15 protein-coding genes are annotated in these 17662 nt (G+C 61.2%); 3 read left to right on the top strand and 12 right to left on the bottom strand.

The features are described from left to right. Positions 1 to 16: 16 nt before the first annotated feature. The 4 genes from UB90_RS15350 to UB90_RS15335 all read right to left on the bottom strand — a co-directional run bounded on the left by UB90_RS15350 (position 17) and on the right by UB90_RS15335 (position 4159). Entirely contained in the window at positions 17 to 892 is an 876-nt protein-coding gene (locus UB90_RS15350) for a F0F1 ATP synthase subunit gamma (protein ID WP_065326511.1), read from the bottom strand. A 15-nt stretch (positions 893 to 907) separates the two neighbouring features. Further along, positions 908 to 2449 carry a F0F1 ATP synthase subunit alpha gene (gene atpA / locus UB90_RS15345; protein WP_009176178.1) on the bottom strand — a complete coding sequence of 514 codons (1542 nt, stop codon included), beginning with the start codon at positions 2447 to 2449 and terminating at the stop codon, positions 908 to 910. Further along, complete coding sequence (locus UB90_RS15340; RefSeq protein WP_065322763.1) at positions 2450 to 3010, bottom strand: F0F1 ATP synthase subunit delta; 561 nt, start codon at positions 3008 to 3010, stop codon at positions 2450 to 2452. Between the two features lie 402 nt (positions 3011 to 3412). Then, positions 3413 to 4159 carry a methyltransferase domain-containing protein gene (locus UB90_RS15335; RefSeq protein ID WP_046002439.1) on the bottom strand — a complete coding sequence of 249 codons (747 nt, stop codon included), beginning with the start codon at positions 4157 to 4159 and terminating at the stop codon, positions 3413 to 3415. A 55-nt stretch (positions 4160 to 4214) separates the two neighbouring features. On the opposite strand from UB90_RS15335, the gene gloB reads away from it, so the two are divergent. Next, on the top strand, positions 4215 to 5030 hold the full coding sequence (gloB, locus tag UB90_RS15330) for a hydroxyacylglutathione hydrolase (RefSeq protein ID WP_065326510.1): 816 nt from the start codon (positions 4215 to 4217) through the stop codon (positions 5028 to 5030). Positions 5031 to 5231: 201 nt separating this feature from the next. Beyond that, positions 5232 to 7568: an ATP-dependent Clp protease ATP-binding subunit ClpA gene (clpA, locus tag UB90_RS15325; RefSeq protein WP_065326509.1), complete on the top strand. Its 2337-nt coding sequence runs from the start codon at positions 5232 to 5234 to the stop codon at positions 7566 to 7568. A gap of 205 nt (positions 7569 to 7773) precedes the next feature. Here the strand turns inward: clpA and UB90_RS15320 are convergent, their stop codons facing one another. From UB90_RS15320 to UB90_RS15300, 5 genes are all read right to left on the bottom strand, one after another. Then, a complete protein-coding gene (locus UB90_RS15320) occupies positions 7774 to 8370 on the bottom strand; it encodes a hypothetical protein (RefSeq protein ID WP_065326508.1) in 597 nt (198 codons plus the stop codon). A gap of 113 nt (positions 8371 to 8483) precedes the next feature. Then, positions 8484 to 8786, bottom strand: a complete 303-nt coding sequence (locus UB90_RS15315) for a hypothetical protein (RefSeq protein WP_009176671.1) — start codon at positions 8784 to 8786, stop codon at positions 8484 to 8486. A 269-nt stretch (positions 8787 to 9055) separates the two neighbouring features. Next, a complete protein-coding gene (locus UB90_RS15310) occupies positions 9056 to 11410 on the bottom strand; it encodes a peptidoglycan -binding protein (RefSeq protein WP_065326507.1) in 2355 nt (784 codons plus the stop codon). A gap of 3 nt (positions 11411 to 11413) precedes the next feature. Further along, on the bottom strand, positions 11414 to 12604 hold the full coding sequence (locus UB90_RS15305) for a hypothetical protein (RefSeq protein ID WP_009177233.1): 1191 nt from the start codon (positions 12602 to 12604) through the stop codon (positions 11414 to 11416). A gap of 78 nt (positions 12605 to 12682) precedes the next feature. Further along, positions 12683 to 13210, bottom strand: coding sequence for a gamma-glutamylcyclotransferase (locus UB90_RS15300; protein ID WP_065326506.1), 528 nt, complete (start codon positions 13208 to 13210; stop codon positions 12683 to 12685). A 68-nt stretch (positions 13211 to 13278) separates the two neighbouring features. Between UB90_RS15300 and UB90_RS15295 the strand changes: the two genes are divergently transcribed. Next, positions 13279 to 14292 carry a DUF2125 domain-containing protein gene (locus tag UB90_RS15295; RefSeq protein WP_065326505.1) on the top strand — a complete coding sequence of 338 codons (1014 nt, stop codon included), beginning with the start codon at positions 13279 to 13281 and terminating at the stop codon, positions 14290 to 14292. Between the two features lie 271 nt (positions 14293 to 14563). Here UB90_RS15295 and UB90_RS15290 read toward each other — a convergent pair whose 3' ends face one another. The 3 genes from UB90_RS15290 to hisC are packed head-to-tail and all read right to left on the bottom strand — an operon-like array spanning position 14564 to position 17444. After that, the gene (locus tag UB90_RS15290) at positions 14564 to 15430 is read right to left on the bottom strand and encodes an extensin-like domain-containing protein (RefSeq protein WP_065326504.1); all 867 of its coding nucleotides are present in this window, start codon (positions 15428 to 15430) and stop codon (positions 14564 to 14566) included. Further along, on the bottom strand, positions 15427 to 16359 hold the full coding sequence (locus UB90_RS15285) for a prephenate/arogenate dehydrogenase family protein (protein WP_110613684.1): 933 nt from the start codon (positions 16357 to 16359) through the stop codon (positions 15427 to 15429). The genes UB90_RS15290 and UB90_RS15285 overlap by 4 nt, the downstream gene beginning before the upstream one ends. Next, positions 16356 to 17444, bottom strand: coding sequence for a histidinol-phosphate transaminase (gene hisC, locus UB90_RS15280; protein ID WP_065326503.1), 1089 nt, complete (start codon positions 17442 to 17444; stop codon positions 16356 to 16358). The genes UB90_RS15285 and hisC overlap by 4 nt, the downstream gene beginning before the upstream one ends. Positions 17445 to 17662: the final 218 nt, after the last annotated feature.

Below are 17662 nucleotides of genomic sequence, written 5' to 3'. Positions count from 1 at the left end.
CGTCTCCGGTTGTCTCTTAGAGCGCCTCGGCGCCCGAAATGATTTCAATAAGCTCGTTGGTGATGACGGCCTGACGCGAGCGGTTGTACTCGATGGTCAGTTTGTCGATCATTTCGCCCGCGTTCCGCGTAGCGTTGTCCATCGCGCTCATCCGGGCACCCTGTTCGGACGCCCCGTTCTCCAGCAGACCCGCAAAGATCTGGGTGGCGACACCGCGCGGCAGAAGATCCGCAAGGATCGCCTCTTCGCTGGGCTCGTAATCCACCACACCGGAGGTCGCCTCGGCGCCCTCGGCATCGAATTCCGCCGGGATGATCTGCTGAGCAGTCGGGATCTGGGTCACGACGTTCTGGAACTTCGAGTAGAAGATCGTTGCAACGTCGAACTCGCCCGCGTCAAAGCGTGCAAGGATGTCCTTGGCGATGCCCTGCGCGTCGACATAGCCCACGCGCTTGACTTCGGTCAGGTCCACGTGACCAACGAAGAGATCTTTGAACTCACGCTTCAGGACATCACGGCCCTTCTTGCCCACGGTGAGGATCTTCACGGTCTTGCCAGCCGCCTGAAGGCCGAGGACCTTCTGACGCGCCAGTTTCGCGATATTGGCGTTAAAGCCACCGCACAGGCCGCGCTCGGCGGTCATGACCACCAAGAGCTGAACCTGATCCGAACCCGTACCCGCAAGGAGCTTGGGCGCGGTATCGCTTTGACCGACAGAAGCTGCCAGCCCCGCCATCACGGCATTGAACCGCTCGGCATAGGGGCGTGCATCCTCAGCCGCTTCTTGGGCGCGGCGAAGTTTCGCCGCCGCGACCATCTGCATGGCTTTGGTGATCTTACGAGTGTTTTTCACACTCGAGATCCGGTTTTTTAGGTCCTTGAGAGAAGGCATGTGCTGTCTCTCTCCTTACGCGAAGTCTGCTGCGAATTCGTCCAGAACAGCCTTCATCTTCTCGACCGGTTCACCCTTCTTGAACTTGGGATCCTCGTCGGTGATCCACTGCAGGAAGTCGGCCTTCTTGGAGCGCAGGAAGGTCAGAAGCTCGGCTTCGAAACGACCCACTTCCTTGACGTCGACTTTGTCGAGGTAGCCGTTGGTGCCCGCGAAGATGATGCAGACGATTTCAGAGTTGGTGAGCGGCGAATACTGCGGCTGTTTCATCAGCTCAGTGAGACGCGCGCCACGGGCCAGCAGCTGCTGGGTTGCGGCGTCGAGGTCGGAACCGAACTGAGCAAAGGCTGCCATCTCGCGATACTGAGCGAGGGACAGTTTCACAGGGCCCGCAACGGAGGACATCGCATCGGTCTGTGCCGAGGAGCCCACACGCGAAACCGACAGACCGGTGTTCACGGCGGGGCGGATGCCCTGGTAGAACAGTTCGGTCTCAAGGAAGATCTGACCGTCGGTGATGGAGATCACGTTGGTCGGAATAAACGCGGACACGTCGCCACCTTGGGTTTCGATGATCGGCAGCGCGGTCAGCGAGCCTGCACCGAAGTCTTCGTTCAGCTTTGCCGAACGCTCCAGCAGACGGGAGTGGAGGTAGAAAACGTCACCCGGATAGGCTTCACGGCCCGGCGGGCGGCGCAGCAGCAGGGACATCTGACGGTAAGCAACAGCTTGCTTGGAGAGGTCATCATAGATGATGAGCGCGTGCTTGCCGCTGTCGCGGAAGTATTCGGCCATCGCGGTTGCTGCATAGGGTGCGAGGAACTGCATCGGCGCCGGGTCGGACGCGGTCGCGGCCACAACGATGGAGTATGCCATCGCGCCGGACTCTTCCAGTTTCTTCACCAGCTGCGCCACGGTGGAGCGCTTCTGACCGACAGCGACATAGACGCAGTAGAGCTTCTTGCTCTCGTCGTCGCCTGCAGCGTCGTTGTAGGATTTCTGGTTCAGGATGGTGTCCAGAGCAATCGCGGTTTTACCGGTCTGACGGTCACCAATGATCAGCTCACGCTGGCCACGGCCAACGGGGATCATCGCGTCCACGGACTTGAGGCCAGTGGCCATCGGCTCGTGCACGGATTTACGCGGGATGATGCCCGGCGCTTTCACGTCTGCAACTTTACGCTCTTTGGCTTCGATCGGACCTTTGCCGTCCAGCGGGTTGCCGAGGCCATCGACAACGCGACCCAGAAGCTCGGGACCAGCAGGCACGTCCACGATGGAGTTGGTGCGCTTGACGGTGTCGCCTTCTTTAATGTCGCGGTCGGAGCCGAAGATAACCACACCGACGTTGTCGGATTCGAGGTTCAGCGCCATGCCCATGATGCCGCCGGGGAACTCGACCATTTCGCCCGCCTGGACGTTGTCGAGGCCGTAGACACGGGCGATACCGTCACCGACGGAGAGAACGCGGCCGATCTCGGCCACTTCGGCTTCTTGACCAAAATTCTTGATCTGGTCTTTAAGGATCGCGGAAATTTCCGCTGCTTGGATACCCATTTATCCGACCTCTTTCATTGCATTCTGTAGGGAGTTGAGCTTGGAGCGGATCGAGCTGTCGATCATCTTCGAGCCCACTTTTACGACGAGACCGCCGATGATGCTTGCATCGACGGTGGCATTGATGGTGACCTTTTTGCCCACGCGCTCTGCGAGGGTTTTGGCCAGTTTATCGCTCTGGGTCTTGGTCAGTGCCTTAGCGGAAACAACGTCGGCTGTGACCTCGCCGCGGGCTTCGGCAATGCGAGCACGCAGGGCGTCGATCAGGGCTGGAACCACAAACAGGCGGCGTTTGGCCGCCATCAGCGCGAGGGAGTTGCGCAGAACTTCAACAAGCCCCATCTTGTCTGCCACGGCAGAGATGGCGGCTGCTTGTTCGTCACGCGACACCAGCGGTGAAGTGATGAGAGTGCGCAGGTCTTCGCTGTCAGCCAAAGCGGCTGCCAGATCATTGATGCTTGTCTCGAGGTTATCGAGAGCATTGCTCTCGGCAGCGATATCAAAGATCGCTGTGGCATAGCGGTCGGCAATGCCTGCGGAAATCGAAGCTGGTTCGGACACGTCCACCCTTCCGATATTATTTTGGCCCCGGTTTATATGCGTCCTGGCAGGTAGCATCCGGGGGCGTGAGGTCGCCCGATTTTTGGCCGGGCATCGAAATCAGCGTGGATGTAGCAGAGCCTTTGCGACCTAGCAACTCCCTCTGTCCGAAGCCGCGAAATCCGATTCCACGCCTTTTCAATGACTTAACAAAACTACGGTGGTTTGACGCAGCTCTAATGGTAAAAAAATTACGCCCCCCAGCTGCGGGGATGCGATTCCAGAGGCGCAAATTGCGTCATATTGCGTCATTTCGGTACACAAGCGTACACAATGTCGAATCTCGCCCATGAAGCGTCGACAACGATCACCCGGCAATCGTGCCCATCAAACAGCCATGCACTTGCATCTCAAACTTGCGCTTTATGCTGGCTCCGCAATCGGGTTGGACAGCCCTTCCAGCACCCGGATCGGATTGGTGCGGCGCGTGCGGATCATATGGCCCTTTTGCGGATGGGTCTGCTTGGAAACCTCCACCAGAAACACACCCGCCGCCATCATCGCCGGAAGCCTGCGCCCCACCCGCTCGATCATCGCGCCCGACTTCAGCCAGAAGCGGCGCGGGCTGGGCAGGCGATAGAGGGCGGCCGCGTGCTGCTCGATGGTGAACTGATGCCCGCGCAGCTGGTTTTCCAGCTGTGTCAGCGTATAGGGCCGACCATAGCCAAAGGGCGTCGCATCCGAGCGCACCCAAAGCCCGCCACGATTGGGCACAATAAAGATCGCCCTGCCCCGCGGCGCCATCACCCGCCAGCATTCATCCAGCAGGGCTGAGGGCTGTTCCGAGGTTTCAAGACCATGCAACAGAACCAGCCGGTCGACGCGCCCCGTCTCCACCGGCCAAGAGGTCTCCTCGCACAACACCGACACATTGGGCTGCCCTGCCGGCCATTGCATCACCCCCTGTGGCCCCGGCATCAAGGCCATGACCCGGCGCGCCTCACTCAGGTAGGGCCGCAACAACGGGGCCGCAAAGCCAAATCCCGCAATCGTCTCGCCGGTGGCGTCGGGCCACATCCGCAACAATTGCCCTCGGATCGAGGCCTGCGCCGCGCGCCCCAAGGTGCTGCGGTAGTAGAAATTCCTCAGATCCTGCACATCCAGATGCATTGCAGACGCCCATTGCTTCGGTCACTCTGGGGGCAGTCTAGCAATGTGAAAGCGAATGACCATGCCCGATCAGACCTCTTTCCCCACCACCGTGGCAAATGGCCTCGAAATCGTCACAGTACCGTGTCTTGCGGACAACTACGCCTATCTGGTCAACGGCCCCGACGGGGTCGCGGTGATCGACGCCCCCGAGGCCGCACCGATCATTGCCGCGCTTGAGGCGCGCGGCTGGAACCTCGGCGTCATCATGATCACCCATCACCACCATGACCATGTGGGCGCGATCAACGCGTTGCGCGACAAGTATGGCTGCCCCGTGATGGGCCCCAAGGCCGAGGCCGATAAAATCGCGGCGCAGGGCGCTCCCCTTGATATGGAGCTGGAACCCGGTTTTGAGGGCGGCACCGGCGCGGGACGCTGTCAGGTGATCGCGGTGCCCGGCCATACCCTCGGCCATATCGCCTTTTATTATCCCGAAGGCCCTGCCCTGTTTAGTGCCGACAGCCTGATGGTGATGGGATGCGGCCGCCTCTTTGAGGGCATGCCCGCCATGATGTGGCACACCATGACCACCCTCGCCGCCCTGCCCGACGACACTTTGGTCTTCTCGGGCCACGAATATACAGAAAGTAACGCCCGCTTTGCGCTCAGCATCGACCCCGATAATGCGGCGCTGCAAAAAAGAGCCCGTGAAATTTCTCAGGCGCGTAAAAGTGATCTTCCCACCGTTCCCGCACGGCTGGAGCTGGAAAAAGCCACCAATCCGTTTTTGCGCGCAGGGGATGCGGATCTAAAGAAATCTCTGGGATTGGAGGGGGTTGAAGATGCGGAGGTCTTTGCCCATATCAGGGCTGCGAAAGACAGATTCTGATGTCGTTTTCCGGCCTCCCCATCAATTTCGCACAAGATATGTGAGCACAATGTCGGGAATTGTGACCACAATCACGCAAAAAGCCCTTGAAGCTTACGTTCTATCAACCAAACTCTAACAGTATGAGGACATGGTTATGGGACAGGACCGGCCCGCCCGGTGGCGACCGATCCCCATGACCCAAGACAGAGGAGCACGCCCGTGCCTTCATTCTCGAGCACATTGGAACAAGCCATTCACGCGGCGCTGGCGCTGGCGAATGAACGGCGTCATGAATTCGCAACCCTGGAGCACCTGCTGCTGGCCCTGATCGAGGAACCAGACGCGGCCCGCGTCATGCAGGCCTGCAACGTGAACCTTGATGAGTTGCGATCAACCTTACTTGAATTCGTGGACGAGGATCTTGCGAACCTTGTCACCGACATCGACGGCTCTGAAGCGGTGCCAACCGCTGCATTCCAGCGCGTGATCCAGCGCGCTGCCATCCACGTACAGTCCTCTGGTCGCACTGAAGTTACCGGCGCCAATGTGCTGGTTGCGATCTTTGCCGAACGCGAAAGCGATGCCGCCTTCTTCCTGCAGGATCAGGATATGACGCGCTATGATGCGGTGAATTTCATCGCCCATGGCGTGGCCAAAGACCCTGCTTACGGCGAAAACCGTCCCGTGACCGGCGCGACGGACGCCGAGGATGAAATCGGGGGTGGCCCCACCGTCGGAGGCGCGGAAGGCGAACAGAAAGAATCGGCGCTGTCGAAATACTGTGTCGATCTCAACGCCAAATCCCGCGAAGGCGATATCGATCCCCTTATCGGTCGCGACAGCGAGGTAGAGCGCTGCATTCAGGTGCTGTGCCGCCGCCGCAAGAACAACCCGCTGCTGGTCGGCGATCCCGGTGTCGGTAAAACCGCCATCGCGGAGGGTCTGGCCCGCAAGGTTGTACAAAACGAAGTGCCTGAGGTACTGTCGGAAACCACCATCTACTCGCTCGATATGGGCGCGCTTTTGGCGGGCACCCGCTATCGCGGTGATTTTGAGGAACGCCTCAAAGCCGTGGTCACCGAACTCGAAGAACACCCCGACGCGGTGCTGTTCATTGACGAGATCCACACCGTGATCGGCGCGGGCGCCACCTCTGGCGGCGCGATGGATGCCTCCAACCTGCTGAAACCTGCCTTGCAGGGCGGCAAGCTGCGCACCATGGGCTCCACCACCTATAAGGAGTTCCGTCAGCATTTCGAGAAAGACCGCGCGCTGTCGCGTCGGTTCCAGAAAATCGACGTCAGCGAGCCTTCGGTCGAGGATTCCATCGAGATTCTCAAAGGGCTGAAACCCTATTTCGAGGAGCATCACTCGATCAAGTTCACCTCGGATGCCATCAAATCCGCGGTCGAACTCTCGGCGCGCTACATCAATGACCGCAAGCTCCCCGACAAGGCCATCGACGTAATCGATGAGGCCGGGGCCGCGCAGCATCTGGTCGTCGAGAGCAAGCGGCGCAAGACCATCGGCGTTAAGGAGATCGAGGCCGTGGTGGCCAAGATCGCCCGTATCCCGCCGAAAAACGTCTCCAAGGACGATGCCGAGGTGCTGAAGGACCTTGAAGCCTCGCTGAAACGCGTGGTCTTTGGTCAGGATGCCGCCATTGATGCGCTGTCCTCGGCGATCAAACTGGCCCGTGCGGGCCTGCGCGAGCCGGAAAAACCCATCGGCAATTACCTCTTTGCAGGCCCCACCGGCGTCGGCAAAACCGAGGTGGCCAAACAGCTCGCCGACACGCTTGGTGTAGAACTGCTGCGCTTTGACATGTCGGAATACATGGAGAAACACGCGGTCTCTCGCCTGATCGGTGCGCCTCCGGGCTATGTGGGTTTTGATCAGGGCGGCCTGCTGACCGACGGTGTCGACCAGCATCCGCACTGTGTGCTGCTGCTCGACGAGATCGAGAAGGCGCATCCGGATGTGTTCAACATCCTGTTGCAGGTGATGGACAACGGCCAGCTCACCGACCACAACGGTCGCACGGTCAACTTCCGCAACGTGGTGTTGATCATGACCTCAAACGCGGGCGCGTCGGAGCTGGCGAAATCCGCCATCGGCTTTGGCCGTGACCGTCGCGAGGGTGAAGACACCGCCGCCATCGAGCGCACCTTCAGCCCCGAGTTCCGCAACCGTCTGGATGCCACCATTTCCTTTGGCCCGCTGCCCAAGGAGGTCATCCTGCAGGTGGTCGAGAAGTTCGTCCTGCAGCTTGAGGCTCAATTGATGGACCGCAATGTCTCCATCGAACTGACCCGCAAGGCCGCCGAATGGCTCGCCGACAAAGGCTATGACGACAAGATGGGCGCCCGTCCCCTTGGCCGCGTGATCCAGGAACACATCAAGAAACCGCTGGCGGAGGAGTTGCTGTTCGGCAAGCTTTCCAAAGGGGGCGTGGTTCAGGTCGGCATCAAGGATGGCAAGCTTGATCTGCGCATCGAAGGCCCCGGCAAGCCGCGCCTTAGCGGCAACAAGCCGCCCCTGCTCACCGCTGAATAAGCAACGCGCCAAAGGTGCAAGCGCCTGATGTAAATTAAAAACGCCCGCCTCGGATAACTGAGGCGGGCGTTTTGGCGTGTCTGGGTCCAGAACCTTAAACCCTGTCGCATGAGTTTAACGTCGCATGAAATTAACGGCCTGCGGATAACGGTTCTGATGTTCGCGAGCCCAATCCTCACCCGTATCAAGGCACTCAGCCCGAAGATCAGGCGCTGGCCGTGGGGCTACGCAGGGCGCGGAAAATCATCATCAGGCCAAACATCAACACGACCTGACCCAGCAGGTCACCGATTGCAAAGGAAGCGAGCTCTGTCAGCTTACCGCTCGGCGCGAGTATACCTGAGAAAATCAAAGTCTGACTGATGGAATTGAACACCGACGCCAACAGCCCGGCCAACAGAAGCTTGCGCCAATTGACCCTGCGCCCGCCCCCCGCATAGGCCGATATGCCAGAGGCACGCAGCAGTTCAAAAGCAAAATAGGCCGAAAGCACACTCATCGCGAGCGACAGCCACATCTTATCGTGCATCAGGTCTAGGATATCCGCGCTGGTGAAAATCAGATTGGCAAGTATCGCGCCGACAACCAGCGGCAGCAGCGCCCGCCAACCTACCAGCCAAATGCTGAGAACCCGGACCCCATGCGGCAGATACGCCAAGCTGGCGAGGACAGAAACATCATCGAGAAAGAAACGCTGCGCAGGGGCAATCACCCAGATCGTGATGCCATGACATATGATATACGTCAGAGCGATCATCACAAAGCCACCCACGCCGGGTGAAAAACTATCAGCTGCTCTCATACGCAAGCTTTAGACGCGAAAGAGCGACAAGGCAATTCATCTCGCGCCAGACCTGCCGGAAACCGGTCTCAACGTGACGTTATGCAATAAATTGTCAGAAACTGGTGCGGGGTTTAGTCGTGCAGCAGGTCCTTACGCACCATGTAATGTTTGGCCCGCGCGCCCTCGGGCCGCTCCAGAAAGCCGAGTTCCAGCAGTGACCGCAACGCGCGGTGAAATGTGGCCTGTGCGATGCCGCTGGTCAGCGGGTGCTGACGGATCTGATCGGACAAGACCAACTGCCCCGGCGCATCCGTCAGACGATGAGCGGCTTGAAAGACGTCTTTTTCGGCTGGGCTTAGATCCTCCAGACCGATGTCGCGCTCCATTTGACGCAACATGTCACGCAGTTCGAATATGGCGCGTAATCTGTCCAAAAATGCCCCTCCTGAAACGATGCTCACAGACATGGCGGCGGTAAATCGAATTTGTACTGAAGAGTATAGCACAAAAAACTCTCATGGGTGATAATTTATTGGAAAAACGGGCAAACTATGATAAAAAGAACCCGGACGAATCCAATAAGCCGTGAGTGGTGGTGCCGTCCTGTTTTCAAAAGTCCTATTTTAGAACGCAGGCTCTGGCGGTTGAAACACCGCCGGAGCCTTATTTAATTGTAGTTTTACCAAATACGCGCCACGCGCTGTCAGCGTTCCGTAAGCTTCAATTCGATTCGGCGGTTTTGCGCCCGCGCTTCGGGGGTGTCGGCCGGATTAACCGGCTGAAATTCGCCAAATCCATTTGCGGCCAGCCGTCCGGGGGGAATGCCCAGCTCATCCATCATGTAGCGCACCACCGACAGCGCCCTGCCCTGACTGAGTTCCCAGTTATCGGCGTATTTGCCAGTGCCCGAAAACCGCTGATTGTCCGTGTGCCCATCGACGCGAATGATCCAGTTGATGTCATCGGGAATCGCGGCAGCCACGTTTTGCAAGATGCGCGCGACTTTGGCGATTTCGGTCTTTCCCGCCTCAGAGAGTTCGGCGCTTCCCAGTGCAAACAACACCTCCGAGGCAAAGACAAACCGGTCCCCCTCAATCCGCACCCCTTCCTGATCGCCCAGAAGGCTGCGCAACTGGCCAAAAAACTCCGAACGGTACTGTTCCAGATCCTTGGCTTCATTGGCGAGCCGCTCCCGCTCCGCCTCCAGCCGCTTGCGTTCCTGCTCTTCCAGTATCCGGCGGCGGCGCTCTTCGGCGGCTGCGCGTGCCAGCGCAGTGTTCAGATCCTGACCGAGGCTTTGCAACTGGATGCCCTGCGCAGCGTCGCGTTCCTTGAAATCACCCAAGAGGGCCTGCAAACCGCCAAGCTGTTCGCGCAACGCCGCCACCTGCTGATTCAAAAGCGCCGTCTCGCGGCGCGCCTCTTCCGAGACCTGCTTTTCCTCGGCCAAGGCACTGCGCGCCTGTGCCAGCAGATCCGCGCGCTGTTCCGCAAGGGTTTTCTGCTCGGTGAGGTTTTGCGCAAAATCATCCTTCTCCGCGAGGGCGGCCAGAAGGCGGCTTTGCAAAACCTCCTGATCCGTGGCCGCCGCCTGCGCCCGTTCCAGCGCCTCCAGCGCGACCAACAAGCGCTGCTCGACCGAAGCCCGTTCCTCTGCGGTGGAGCTTGCCGCCGCGCGTGCTGCAGCCAGATCTGCCTCGGCACGCGCAAGACGGGTCTCCAGACCGCTGCGGGTTTCCTGGGCCTGACCACGCAGGGTCGCAAGCTGATCCTGCAGGTCGCGCCGTGTGGTTTCCGCCTCCGCTTGCAGGCTGGCAAGGCGATCCTCCAGAAGGCGGCGTTCCTTGTCAAAAGCGCTCTGCACATCGCGCAACTGGGCCTGATATTGGCTCTCGGTTTCGACCGTGGCCGCCTGTTGCCGGGTCAGTTCAGCCTCAAGCTGCCCACGGGTGTCTGCGGCCTGTTGACGGGCGGTCTCCAACTCGCCGGTGAGTCGGGCGCGGGTCGCGGCACTCTCGGTCCGCACCCGGTCCAGCTCTGCCTCGAGGGCCAAAACGCGCGCCGATGCAGTGCTCTCGGTGACTTCCATCTGGGCCAGCACCCGCGTCAGGCGCTCTGCCAGCTCATCGCGGTCATTTGCCTGCGCCTTGGCCTCTTCAATGGCCGAGAGCGCGTCTTCCAGTTCGGAATTCAGCTTATTTCGGGCGCTTTCGGCAGCGGCCAGCAATGTCAGCGTATCTTCGGCTTTCTTGCGCTCTGCCTCCAGCGACAGCGTCATCGCCGTGAGTTCAGCATCGGCATTCTCCAGCCGCGCGCGCAAGGCTTCAGCCGCTGCAGCCTCAGTCAGACGATTGGCCTCTTCTTCAGAGAGCGTCTCTTCCAGTTCTGCCACGCGGGCGGATTGCGCCTCGCCCTCCTTGCGCAGATCCGCGACCAGCGCTTGCAGAGCTTCGGTGCGTGCCGCCGCCAGACGTGCGGCCTCCGCCTCTGCGTCGACCTCATCGCGCAATTGCGCCAATGCGAGGTTCAGCGCCTCTTGTTCCGACAAGAGTTCACCGCGTGCGGCATCCAGCGCGTCGCGCTCTGCCGTGAGATCGGCGATCTGCGCCTCGGCACTGTCGCGCCCGGCAATCAATGCGGTCACCTGTGCCTCAAAATCGGAAATCTGCGTGCGTGCCGCCGCAAGATCCGAGGTCGCCGCGTCCCGTTCCTGCGTCAGCGCGCTGATGCGGGCTTGTTGGGCCGTGATCTGATCCTGCGCTGCGTCCAGATCGGAACGGGCCGAATTCAGTGTCGCCCCAAGCGCCCCCAAACGGGCCTGCAACTGGCTGGCCTCGCGCTCTTTGACGCCAAGCGCCCGCGCCAACGCCCGCACCTCGGTCGAGAGCTCATCCAGTTCGGTTTCCTGACCGGAGATCGTCTCGCGCAGGACAAATTGCACCACCATAAAAATGGTCAGCACAAACATCAGAACCAGCAAAAGCCCGGTCATCGCATCCACAAAGCCGGGCCAGATGGACCCTTGGAAACGTTGACCGGTACGGCGCTTCAGGGCCATGGATCAGCTCTCTTTCCGCGCCGCCATTCGCGCTGCACGGTCCATGCCACGCGGGCCTGCAAAGGCTTTGACCAAGAGGTCGATATCCTTGCGCAACTCCGCAAGGCTCTCCTGCCGCCCGGCGGAGATTTCTTCCAGAATGCGCAGCATCTGCACATCAATCGAGCGCAGCCGCATGCGGCTTTCGGCATCAATGCCCACATCCCCATGCGCGCGCATCAGCTCGGCAATGGTCTCTTGGCCGACGGCCACGCGCTCCAATGCGCCGGAAATCGACGCCACATCATCCTGACGACGGTTCATCTCTTCGATGGTGTCGATCAGACGCGAGAGCTTGCCCTCAACCTCCGCGCGCCCCTCGGCGGTTTGAACAAACATCGCCTGCAGCGCGTCCATCTGCTCGGCCATCGTATCGAGCACACCAGCCACAAGGTTGCTGTCGCCAGTGCCGCCCTCCTCGCCCGAGGAAAAACTGACACGGGTGAAAGACGACAGCCATTCTTCGAGCTCGCGGTAAAACCGGTTCTGACCATGGCCCGCAAACAGCTCCAGCAAGCCCACGATCAATGAGCCCGCAAGACCAAGAAGCGAGGAGGCAAAGGCCACGCCCATGCCGCCCAACTGCGATTCAAGGCCGGTCATCAGCCGGTTGAAGATCGCAACCCCCTCTTCGCCATCCTGCGGTGCTAGGCTGCGGATGGTGTCGACCACCGCCGGAACCGTGGTCGCCAACCCGTAAAACGTGCCAAGAAGGCCAAGGAAAATCAAAAGGTTGACGATGTAGCGCGTGATCTCGCGCTCCTCGTCAATGCGTTCTGCCACGGAATCCAGAATGGAGCGTGTCGAGGCAGACCCAAGTTGCATCCGCGCGCCCCGAGAGCGCAACAGCGCCGCCAATGGCGCCAGCATCGAGGGCGCACGATCATCATCCGTGGTGATCCCGGCGGCAAAGCGTTCGATCCAGCGCACCGAATTGATCAGCTGCACCACCTGCCAGAAGGTCGCCAACACCCCGATCACAAACACAAAGGCGATAAACCCGTTGAGATAGGGGTTCGCCTCAAAGACCGGCATCACCCGAGGCAACGCCATAAAGGCCCCCGCGCCTGCCAGTCCCAATGCAATCAGCATCATGACAACCTGGCGCACCGGCTGTGAAAATTGTGGCCGGCCTTCGCGTTCGTGATGCGCCATTTCCTTGCGGCTCCCGATAGGCTTTGTCTTGGTTCTGCGCCTGCAGCCTAGACTGAAAGTCCCATGGTCGCCAAGGATTTATGACAAAATCTGCCGGACCCGCTCTGTCAGCCAGCTGAGGTCAGGATCGCTCAGGCCGATTTCATCCAGATGCCCTGCGGTATTGAACAGATATTCGCTGTTCGGCCCCCGTCCGCCTACCGCATGGGCGATGATCCGCGCCTGCTCTTCCAGCTCCAGATGGCAATATTGGACGTGATGCGGGTCGATTACATAGACCACCGCATTCACCACCTCACCGCTGGCCAGTTCCACATCGAGAAAGCGCTCCACATAGGCCGAGGAAATCAACTCACGTTCGCGCAGCGCAGCCAGCGTTGCCTCCTCGTGGCCGGGTTCGACCCGCAGGGCCAGCCCCTTGCAATGGGCATCTTCTTGCGCATCCAGCGCCAGCACCAGTCCGGGGATCTCTTCGCTGCCGCGGTGGTGGATCGAGCGCATGCAGAACGAGCGGGCAAAACCATGCAGCGTTGCCACTTCGCTTTGCGCGATCGGGAACTCCGGGTTCCACAGAAGAGAGCCGTATCCAAATACCCACATCGTCATGTTACTGGTCCTTTATTGCGAGCGCCTGTAAACAGCAAAACGGGCGGAAACAAAAGGGGCAGTGCGGCATGAAACGCGGTCTGAAGATCCTTCTGGGGCTCTGTGTGATCTGGGGGCTCTACTGGGCCGTGGCCGCCTGGGGTCTGCGCCAGAGCGTTCAGGGCTGGTTTCAAATGCAGGCGACGCGCGGCTGGCAGGTGGAGGTGGGCGAGATTGCCCCCGCTGGCACGCTGGGCGGTTTTCCATGGCGGCATGTGACCCGCATCGACAGACCTACACTGGCCGATCCCGGCACCGGAGCGGCCTGGCGCACCGATTGGCTGGAGTTGCAAAGCCCTGCGATTTGGCCCGGACATCAGAGCCTGCGCTTCTCTGACGGCGATCAGCGCCTGTCCTATTATGATCAAACAGCGGTGATTACGACCGAAGGGTTGCAGGCGGATCTGTTTCTTGCACCCGGCTTGGCGCTGGAGTTGGAGGAGTTGGGGCTGACCTCCGGCGCGTGGAGCATTGGCGACGGGCAAAACAGCGTCCTCAGCGCCGGCGATCTGAACCTGCGCGTGGTCCAAAGCGATCCGGCCGAAAACTATCAGATCACCGCAGAAGCACATGCCTTTCGCCCCGGCACGGACCTGCGCCGCCTGCTGCGCGCCGCACCTGAGTTGCCACAGACCTTTGAGACACTCACTCTGGTGGCGGATGTAACCTTCGATACCGTATGGGATCGCAACGCACTGGAGCAACGCCGCCCGCAACCCCGCATGATCGACATCGACCTGCTGGAGGCAAAGTGGGGGGATATGCGCATCAAAAGCGCAGGCACGCTTGAGGTGGATGCCACAGGCATTCCCACCGGAGAACTGGCCTTGCAGGTTGAGGCCTGGGCGGAGTTTCTGGAAATGGCAGAAGACACCGGGCTGATGTCCGCCACCGCACGCGAACAGGCCAGCCGGGTGATCGCGGTGCTGGCGCGGGCCAGTGGCAACCCGGAGGATCTGGATATCACGCTGGGCTTTCGCAGCGGCTATATCACCATCGGCCCGATCCCGCTTGGTCCCGCACCGCGCCTGATCCTGCGTTAGCGCCCCGCGCCGGTGGCCCTCCCGCCCCTTGCCGCTGCGCCCTTGCAGGGCACATCGCCCCGCGTTGGGCATAGCGCCGGGCCATTCGGCCCGGCGCCGCAGCCAGTCCCGGTACGGGACTGGCTGCCCGGCTCAACCCCGCCAAGGGGCGCGCGCAACTGTGAAATGATATGCGACTTAGGCCCACGCGCTGATCGTGCTGATATGGGTGTGCCTTGCGCGGTCGCGCCCCTGCGGGGGCGGGAGAGCCACCGGAACACGAATGCGGCGCTTAACGGCAGTAACGCCCGCTGCGATGGCGGGCCACATCAAGGTGAAAGTGATCGCGGTGATAGATATCCGCATCTGGCCCCAACACGGTGCGAAACGGCCCGCAGGCCGCTTTCCACAGGCGTTGCAGGGCTTTGCGCGTCGAGCGATCACGCCAGCCCTTCAACACGCTTACTGTGGTCCCGCTCTCAAGCGTAAAGCCGGAAATATCAATTGCCCGACCCCGCCCGTGTTCAGAGATTTTCGCCCCCGGACGGTTGTTGCGCGTCCGGCAGCTATACCCGGCTGCCACCCTGAGCTGAACCACTCGGTTAGAGCGACCAAACGCCGTCTCCACGTCGCGCGACACCCATTTATTCAGCGCCTTTGCCGTCTCGCAAGTCATCAGCGCAGGCCTGCTCAGCGTCACCCCCGACACCGACCGCACCCGCACCGCATCACGCGCGCCGCACCCACGGAGCTTGCCGGGAATATCCCCCGCCTCTTCACCCTGGATGTCGATATCGCCGCAAACAGAGCCGCGCCGCCGTTTGGCACGCCCAAAGAGCACCTGCTGCTCGAACTCCGGCGTGCGCATCATCGGGCGCAGGGTTTCCCCCGGTGCCACCGGAGCCAGATCCACCGGACGGGCGGCGGCTGCGATGATCTGTGCAGACACTGGTCGGATGTGTGGGCGCATCTGTGGCGCTGGCACCGTCCGTGTCGCCGCCACAGCAGAGACCTCAGTGACCTCCGTCAGCGCCAGCTCTGCCCCGCGTTCCAGCGGCGGGCGCGGGGTGGTTTCAGGCGCGGCAGCAACCAGCCCGCAGCCAGCATGGATCAGCACCATGGCAACGCCAGCCAGCCGTGCCCCCGCGCGCGCCCTCATTTTTTCGGCCCGCGACCAAAGTCCGGCGCGGCAGTGTCCTGACCAGCCTCGATAATGCCCCGCCGGATGGCGCGGGTGCGGGTGAAATAGTCGTGCAGATGCGCGCCATCCCCGGTGCGGATCGCCCGTTGCAGGGCAAAGAGCTCCTCGGTGAACCGGCCCAAGATTTCCAGCGTGGCGTCCTTGTTGGTCAGGAACACATCGCGCCACATGGTCGGGTCCGAGGCCGCAATCCGGGTGAAGTCGCGAAACCCCGCCGCAGAATATTTGATCACTTCGCTATCGGTCACGCGGCGCAGATCATCTGCCACCCCCACCATTGTATAGGCGATCAAATGCGGCGTGTGGCTGGTCACCGCCAGCACCAGATCATGGTGATCGGCGTCCATCTCATCCACATGCGCGCCCATCCCTTCCCAGAGGGCGCGCAGCTGCGCCACCGCCTCCGGGGCGCTGCCCTCCACTGGCACCAACAGGCACCAGCGGTTGTCAAACAGCTCTGCAAAGCCCGACTCGGGACCGGAATGCTCGGTCCCCGCAAGCGGGTGTGAGGGCACAAAATGCACGCCATCTGGAATATGCGGCGCCACATCCTCGATCACATGGCGCTTGACCGATCCCACATCGGAGACCGTCGCGCCGGGCATCAACGCCGGTGCAATCTCGGCCGCAACCGCGCCCATCGCCCCAACCGGCACGCAGAGCACCACGAGATCCGCGCCCTCAACCGCCGCACTTGCGGTGTCGCAGACCCGATCACACAGACCAATCCGGCGCGCGGTGTCGCGGGTCTCCGGGCTGCGGGCATAGCCGGTGACTTCCCCCGCAAGCCCCGCGCGTTTGATGGCCCAGAACATCGAGGATGCAATCAGCCCAAGACCGATCAATGCCACGCGGTTGTAGACGGGTTTGACTGACATCTCGCTCATTGTGCCGCCCCGGCCTTGAAGTCCTTGACCGCGCTTGCAACCGCACGGCATGCGGTCTCGTCTCCGACAGTGATCCGCAAGGCGGTGGGCAGGTTATACCCCGCCACCCGGCGCACGATCAGGCCGCGTTGTTTCAGGAAATCGTCACAGGCTTCCGCTTCCGCTTGGGAGGCAAAGCGCGCCAGAATGAAGTTGGTACAGGATGTGTCCGACGGCACGCCCAGCCCGGCCAGTTGATCCGCCAGCCAGCCGCGCCATTTGGCGTTCTCGACGCGGCAGGTTTCGACATACGCACGATCCCGCACCGCGGCCTCGGCCCCGGCAAGCGCCGTCACCGAGACATTGAACGGCCCGCGTACACGATTGAGTACGTCGATGATCGGCTTTGGCCCATAGCCCCAGCCCACACGCGCGCCCCCCAGTCCGTAGATCTTGGAGAACGTGCGGGTCATCACCACGTTTTCACGCGCCTCGATGAGGCTTGCACCGGCGTCAAAGCCCTCGACATACTCAGCGTAGGCCCCATCCAGCACGAGGATCGCATCCTCCGGGATACCATCGGCAAGGCGCGCCACCTCGGCCTCGGAAATCATGGTGCCAGTGGGGTTGTTGGGGTTGGCGATGAACACCAGCTTGGTCTGCGGCGTGCAGCCTGCCAGCAGCGCATCCACATCGGTGACGCGCTCGCGCTCCTTCACTTCGACCGGGGTGGCCCCGGCGGCAAGGGCGGAAATGCGATACATGGCAAACCCGTGCTCGGTATAAAGCACCTCATCCCCCGGCCCGGCATAGCACTGACACAGAAAAGCGATGATCTCATCGCTGCCCGCCCCGCAGATGATGCGTTCAGCATCCAGCCCGTGGGTTTCGGCAATGGCGGTGCGCAGGGCGATATGGTCGGAGCTCGGATACCGATGCATGCTGGTGACAGCCTGCGCCATCGCCTCCACCGCCCTGGGGCTTGCGCCCAGCGGGTTCTCATTGGAGGAGAGCTTGGTCACATTGCTCACCCCGTCCACATGGGCTGCGCCACCCTGATAGAGGGCGATGTCCATGATACCGGGTTGCGGTGTGATTTGGGTCATATCGTTGAGCTCCTTCGCGAACCTGTTCGTCATAGCGCCCTCGGCGCGATGGGAAAAGCCGCAACTGTCCTCAATGCTTCATCAACACACCTATGGGGCCGCCTGTCGCTGCCAGAGCACGCACACCTCGCTCGCCCGGGGAGGCTCCCGCCCGTCGTCCGTGCCCCTTTGGCCACGTCCACGCCACACATGACCCCCATTTTTGCGCCTGTCCCGGA

This window comes from Tritonibacter mobilis (assembly GCF_001681715.1).
In the GTDB taxonomy this organism is placed as follows: domain Bacteria; phylum Pseudomonadota; class Alphaproteobacteria; order Rhodobacterales; family Rhodobacteraceae; genus Epibacterium; species Epibacterium mobile.
The sequence above is the reverse complement of the archived record's forward strand: the minus strand, read 5'-3'. Positions and strand labels throughout refer to the sequence as shown.

Bases quoted from the DNA above. Each gene is read 5' to 3' on its own strand.
- UB90_RS15350 (WP_065326511.1), bottom strand. From the start codon at position 892: ATGCCTTCTCTCAAGGACCTAAAAAACCGGATCTCGAGTGTGAAAAAC.
- atpA (WP_009176178.1), bottom strand. From the start codon at position 2,449: ATGGGTATCCAAGCAGCGGAAATTTCCGCGATCCTTAAAGACCAGATC.
- UB90_RS15335 (WP_046002439.1), bottom strand. From the start codon at position 4,159: ATGCATCTGGATGTGCAGGATCTGAGGAATTTCTACTACCGCAGCACC.
- gloB (WP_065326510.1), top strand. From the start codon at position 4,215: ATGACCATGCCCGATCAGACCTCTTTCCCCACCACCGTGGCAAATGGC.
- UB90_RS15320 (WP_065326508.1), bottom strand. From the start codon at position 8,370: ATGAGAGCAGCTGATAGTTTTTCACCCGGCGTGGGTGGCTTTGTGATG.
- UB90_RS15310 (WP_065326507.1), bottom strand. From the start codon at position 11,410: ATGGCCCTGAAGCGCCGTACCGGTCAACGTTTCCAAGGGTCCATCTGG.
- UB90_RS15305 (WP_009177233.1), bottom strand. From the start codon at position 12,604: ATGGCGCATCACGAACGCGAAGGCCGGCCACAATTTTCACAGCCGGTG.
- UB90_RS15300 (WP_065326506.1), bottom strand. From the start codon at position 13,210: ATGACGATGTGGGTATTTGGATACGGCTCTCTTCTGTGGAACCCGGAG.
- UB90_RS15295 (WP_065326505.1), top strand. From the start codon at position 13,279: ATGAAACGCGGTCTGAAGATCCTTCTGGGGCTCTGTGTGATCTGGGGG.
- UB90_RS15290 (WP_065326504.1), bottom strand. From the start codon at position 15,430: ATGAGGGCGCGCGCGGGGGCACGGCTGGCTGGCGTTGCCATGGTGCTG.
- UB90_RS15285 (WP_110613684.1), bottom strand. From the start codon at position 16,359: ATGAGCGAGATGTCAGTCAAACCCGTCTACAACCGCGTGGCATTGATC.
- hisC (WP_065326503.1), bottom strand. From the start codon at position 17,444: ATGACCCAAATCACACCGCAACCCGGTATCATGGACATCGCCCTCTAT.